The organism is Bradyrhizobium sp., assembly GCF_049512235.1.
Classification (GTDB): Bacteria; Pseudomonadota; Alphaproteobacteria; order Rhizobiales; family Xanthobacteraceae; genus Bradyrhizobium.
Genome location: NZ_JBEKXH010000437.1, coordinates 1 through 5,436 on the forward strand (window position 1 = coordinate 1; position 5,436 = coordinate 5,436).

3 protein-coding genes, 1 pseudogene and 1 riboswitch are annotated in these 5,436 nt (G+C 60.0%); of the genes and pseudogenes, 1 reads left to right on the top strand and 3 read right to left on the bottom strand.

Going from position 1 to position 5,436, the window contains the following annotated elements; all coding sequences use genetic code 11:
- Window positions 1–454: pseudogene (locus tag ABSG20_RS28660) on the bottom strand (site-specific integrase); the annotation flags it as partial.
- Between the two features lie 114 nt (window positions 455–568).
- On the opposite strand from ABSG20_RS28660, the gene dusA reads away from it, so the two are divergent.
- Window positions 569–1,564 (top strand): tRNA dihydrouridine(20/20a) synthase DusA, encoded by a 996-nt coding sequence (gene dusA, locus ABSG20_RS28665; protein ID WP_423867832.1) that lies wholly within the window; start codon window positions 569–571, stop codon window positions 1,562–1,564.
- A gap of 111 nt (window positions 1,565–1,675) precedes the next feature.
- Here dusA and ABSG20_RS28670 read toward each other — a convergent pair whose 3' ends face one another.
- Both ABSG20_RS28670 and ABSG20_RS28675 read right to left on the bottom strand, forming a co-directional pair.
- Window positions 1,676–3,733, bottom strand: coding sequence for a carbohydrate porin (locus ABSG20_RS28670; protein WP_423867833.1), 2,058 nt, complete (start codon window positions 3,731–3,733; stop codon window positions 1,676–1,678).
- A gap of 36 nt (window positions 3,734–3,769) precedes the next feature.
- Window positions 3,770–4,837, bottom strand: coding sequence for a HoxN/HupN/NixA family nickel/cobalt transporter (locus ABSG20_RS28675; RefSeq protein WP_423867834.1), 1,068 nt, complete (start codon window positions 4,835–4,837; stop codon window positions 3,770–3,772).
- Between the two features lie 81 nt (window positions 4,838–4,918).
- Window positions 4,919–5,142: riboswitch (cobalamin riboswitch) on the bottom strand.
- Between the last annotated feature and the right edge of the window lie 294 nt (window positions 5,143–5,436).

Consider the following 5,436-nt stretch of genomic DNA (forward strand, 5'->3'; position numbering starts at 1 on the left):
CAATCGGTTCTGTCGACACGACAACGCCGTGCACCGCGGCGGCATGAGATAGAATCGTCTTAATATATCCAAGATCGATGCCGACGGTCACGGGGCCTGCTCCCTCCAGCGCGCGTGCCCTTCCAAACTCGATGATCCGGTGACGATCAAGCTCAGAAAGACGAAGATGTCCGAGTCTTTCATCAAGGAAGGCGAGGCTGGCGGTCTTGGACCGACCCATGGCCTTTCCGACCTCTTTCAAGTCTTGCCGATGAAGCGCGATGAGAGCGCTGAAGAGTTGGGCATCCCGGGATTTCCGCGTCGTCGCGGGTTCCTGGCGGTCGATCCGCCGTTCAATATCAAGCCCCCATTCCTCGGCGTCCTTCCGGCGGAGGAATGTCTCATTGACATATGTTCCCTTTCGTCGGACTTGAACTCGCCAAGAGCCTGATTTGAGCCTGGTGATGGTTGCCACGTGTGTGCGCTCCGTGTGCACTGAGGCGTCGAAAAGCCGGAAAAAACGGCGCGCGATGGCGTACAAAAGAGTGCACACGACGCGATCTAACGACTTGAGTTTGCTCTAAAAACGATGAAATATCAATCACATAGATTTTGTACCGCGCCTATGATGGACTGGACCGACCGGCATTGCCGCGTCTTCCATCGCCTGATGAGCCGGCGGGCGCGGCTCTACACCGAGATGCTGACGACCGGCGCCGTGCTTCATGGCGATCGCGCGCGGCTGCTGTCCTTCGATGCCAGCGAACATCCCGTGGCGTTGCAACTCGGCGGCTCGAACCCGCGCGACCTCGCGGCGGCGGCCAGGATCGGCGAGGATTTCGGCTATGATGAAATCAACCTCAATGTCGGCTGTCCGTCGGATCGGGTCAGGGACGGCAGCTTCGGCGCCTGTCTGATGGCGGAGCCGGTGCTGGTCGCCGCGGGCGTCGATGCCATGAAGTGCGCGGTCAGGATTCCGGTCACGGTGAAATGCCGGATCGGCATCGACGATCAGGATCCGGAAATCGCCCTGGATCTTTTGGCGCGCAACGTCGTCGCCGCCGGCGTCGATGCGCTGATCGTGCACGCCCGCAAGGCCTGGCTTAACGGATTATCGCCGAAGGAGAATCGCGATATCCCGCCGCTCGACTACGACAGGGTCTATCGGCTCAAGGCCGCCATGCCCGATCTGCCCGTCATCATCAACGGCGGCATCACAGGTCTTGCCGAGGCCAGGCAACATCTTATGCATGTCGACGGCGTCATGCTCGGGCGCGCCGCCTACCAGGAGCCGTGGCGATTGCTTCAGGTCGATCCCGAACTGTTTGGCGAGGCGGCGCCGCACGCCGGCATCAAGCAGGTGTTCGAGGCCATGATGCCCTATATCGAAGCCGAGCTTTCCAGGGGCACGCGGCTGCATGCGATCACGCGGCATTTCCTTGGCGCCTTTCAAGGCGTGCCGGGCGCGCGCGCCTTCCGCCGCCATCTCAGCGAATACGGCGTCAAGCCCGGGGCCGGCGCGAAGGTGCTGCGCGACGCGCTCGCATTGGTCGGGGACTGGAACGCCGACCGCGTCGCCGCGTGAGCCGAGAAGCCATTCTACCGGCCAGAATGGCGGCATTTGCGCGCGGTGTCTGCTTTGCCGCCGCTGCGGCTGGCAAGTCAGCTTCGCGCCGGGCGAAAATTCATTGGGCTCTCAAAACTGTGCATGCAACCGTCCAGAAAACACCGAGACTGGCCCACGGTCGGCGTTGTATCCGGGATTGTCGATGAACTGATAGTCGAAGGTGAGGGTCGCCCATGTGTTGAGACTGTAGGCATAATAGGCTTCGAGGATCTGTTCCGGACGATAGTTCAGCCGGCCATCGCCGATCAGAATACCGAGCCCGCCGGCTGCGAAGAAGGCACGTGCCGTTGGCGAGAGACCTTCGACCACCCCGGCCACGCCAATCCTGTCATCCGGTCGCCCCCAGGCATTGCCCTTCAACACCGTGCCGAACGAAAGGCTCTCGTCGCAATCGGTCCAGCCGATGATCTCGACCAGACCGGGACTCCAGCTCGCACGCGAGAAAATACCCAGATCACCCGTAATCGCCTGCTCCATGTTGGCGACGAAGCCGTAATTCGTGCGCACCTGCCTTGTCTGCGTAATGTCGGGGTAGTTCGGGGTGGTGACCGGCATGGCAAGTGCCTCTGCATAGCTCCCCATATTGGCGATATCAGCCCATCCCATCAGGCGCAATTTCCCGGGCTGCGCGAACAGCGAATACCGCAATTCCAGTTCGCCGATATATTCGCCGCGTTCGAGAATGTGGGTGTCGTAACTGTTGACGTTTGAGACCACCGGCACGAGGAAATAGCCGGTACGAAATGCCCAGGATTTCTGGTTCAATTCCACGGCGGCGCCCCAGGTGAAGCCTATCTTGTCCATGGTGACGTCGTAGGAACCGCAGCAATACATATTCCAATTGAGGAAATCGACGCGCGGATCGTGGGAGTAGGTGTTGCCTTCGAAAATATCGAGAACGGCGAACCTGCCGGCCGTGACGGTGATCCGGGAGATATCCTGCTTCCCTGCGAGTTGGTTCGGGCCATCTTCGACCGTCTCCTGCTCGCCGCCAAGGCCGAAGGTTTGCCGCACGAAGACGCGTGCGATGTCTATGCGCGGTATCGGGAAGTTCGACTTTTGCGCTTCTCCGTTGGGAAAGCCGGCAACTCCAAGCGTATTATTGAGACCAAAGCCCTGCATGAGCTCGGGGTTGATATAGATTTCGGTGCCATCCCATGGTCGATAGCCGACGAATGCCGTTGCGCTGGTAGTGTTCTGGATTTGATTGGCGCCCGTCAGGCTGTTCGTGCCCTGATAGGGCGAGCGGAAAGCGGGATAGCCCTGCTCGATGAAGGTGAGCTGCCCGTGGACATTCCAGCTAATGGGATCGATTGCCCGGGGGTCGCTGACGTCGCGGGAGCTGGTAGCCTCGCCTGTCCAATCGAGCTTCCGGTCAAGTCCAAGCCGAAGATTGTTGAGGTCAACCGTGGTCGATTCATATCCGGCACCCGATGGAAACGTGCCGCTGGCTTTTCCCAAGTGATCATAAAGATATTCCAATCTGGCGCTCCAGCCCGGTGCAATGGCAACTTCAGCACCCGCACCCAGCGCCCAGCCGGCGCGCATCCGCAGGACCTTGTCCTCGTTGCCGGTCAGGTTGGAGTCCTCAAGGAACCGGGCTTGCGACCAGGCGAGCCCGCCAGTCGCGTAGAAAAGCCAGCGGTCAAATGCGTAACCGGCCCGGCCGCGAACGGTCGAGACGAAGTCGAGCTTTTCGGCAACAGCACTGGACGGAGTTGTCCGGGACCCGACGATGCCGTCATCGAGATAACTCGGGAACGAAATATCTCCTTCAATCCCGACAAGCAGCCGCGACGGCAGCCGATAATTGTAGCCGAACTGCATGCCGCCGGACAGGCTTCCGAATGAGCTATCGGCAGCGCTCGGGCCTGGATCGGACAGCGTGTCGTGCCCGTACCCGCGGCCGTATCCGACATGACCGCCGACATAGAAACCTGACCAGTCGTAATTTACGGTTGGACGCGCCTTGAGCGGCGCCGGACTGACAACAACAGGCAAATCCGCTGCCGGACAGTCCGTTACAATGAAGAAGCCCGTCGCGGCGATACCAATGCACGCGAGCAGAATTGTTTCGATGTTTTTAGACAGATGCCCCGCCACGACGATCGGTCCGATGAGAAACATGGCTGTGATGAAGACGTCAAGCTACGGAGGCCGGCATCACTCCAGCCTGCCGTAGGGGTCGTATCGCTTGAAGCGATAGACCAGGAACGATATGCCCCAGCTCACGACGAACAGCGCAACGATGCCGTAGCCGAGCGCGCCGAAATTGTCGCCGAGGTCAGAGATCGCGTCCCAGAACACACCCCGCAGACGGAATTGATCGGCGATGAGGCCGAGTGTCTCGATGCCGCCGACCACCAAGGCCACCAGCACGGACACCGACGTAATGGTCAGATTGTACAACAGCTTGCGCAGGGGATTCCGATACGCCCAGCCGTAAGCGCCCAGCATCAGCACGCCGTCGGTGGTGTCGACGAGCGTCATTCCGGCGGCGAACAGTGCCGGGAAAATCAGGAGCGACCAGCTGGAGACCGCATTGGAGGCTTGAGCCGAGAGGCCGAACAGACTGATCTCGCTCGCGGTCTCGAAACCAAGCGCAAACAGAAGACCGAGCGGATAAAGATGCCAGCTTTTTGAAACAAATCGGAACAGAGGCCTGAACAACCGCGCCAGCCAGCCACGCTGCTGCAACAGCGCATCAATGCTCTCTTCGCTCACCTCTCCGCCGCGCTCGACCAGACGAAAAGCCCGATAGACCCCGCGCAACACGATCAGATTTGCCGTCGCAATGATGAAGAGAAATAACGCAGACGCCGATGTCCCGATGACACCTCCAATCTCACGATAGGAAGCCAGTTTATCGCTCACCGCGTTCGCGGTCAGGGCCACGGCAAGCGAAGCGAGCACAACGACCGTTGAATGCCCCAATGCAAAGAAAAAGCCGACAGTGACCGGCCGCTTTCCCTCCTGCATCAACTTGCGTGTCACGTTGTCTATGGCAGCGATATGGTCGGCATCGATGGCATGACGAAGTCCGAGGCTGTAGGCCAGCACCGCGGTTGCAATGAGAACCGGTTGATGGGCGAACGCAATGAAGGCCCAGATCCAGGCCGATAGATTGGCGATAATGAGAATGCTGTAGATTCCGGCGATCCGACCGCGAAGGCCAGGCAGTACGGGTTCGGGCTCATCCTTCAGAAGAATCGATTTCGCATGCGCGGCCATGGCGGCCCCTCCATCCGCAAGACATCTCCGTTCATGTCACCGCAGCGAAAGAACCGCCCCATGCGCGCGCACCGCACGCCGGAAGGATGACGTGTTCAGGCCGGTCTCCTGGCTCGCGGGTCATAATCCTTCTCCGCCTTCCCGGGCTTGGTCATAAAAGCCCAGTGGCATGTTTGAAAAAGGACTCACCGCCTACAGTTGCGGGCGCAGCTTTGGATTTGGTTTGCTTTCTTAGAACAGGCCAACCACACCAAATTCCCTTTGCCGGTCGATGTGACCGGCATTCCCAAACACAAGCAGCTGAAACCATCATCTGCTGGTTGTCAAGATCCGGGAAAGTTTCGCTCGCTGAGCAACGCTCGCGAGGCGGTAGTTTGAATGGGGTGAATGGCACCAGCGAAGTGGACCGTCAACGCGCACGCGCCAACCAAAGGCCACCCGTTGTTGGGCGCATCGTCCTATGCCGCGCCAATCGGCCGTGACGTGACATCTCTGCCGCGCATCCGGCTGGGCGGCAGGTCGTGCAGGCGCGCCCAGGCACGCCGGAATTGCCGGGTCGAAGCAAATCCCGTCCGTTCGGCCACGGCCGCCATGTCGAG

What these genes read in the sequence shown, in the direction of transcription:
- dusA (WP_423867832.1), top strand. Translation starts at nt 569, where the DNA reads ATGAAATATCAATCACATAGATTTTGTACCGCGCCTATGATGGACTGG.
- ABSG20_RS28670 (WP_423867833.1), bottom strand. Translation starts at nt 3,733, where the DNA reads ATGTTTCTCATCGGACCGATCGTCGTGGCGGGGCATCTGTCTAAAAAC.
- ABSG20_RS28675 (WP_423867834.1), bottom strand. Translation starts at nt 4,837, where the DNA reads ATGGCCGCGCATGCGAAATCGATTCTTCTGAAGGATGAGCCCGAACCC.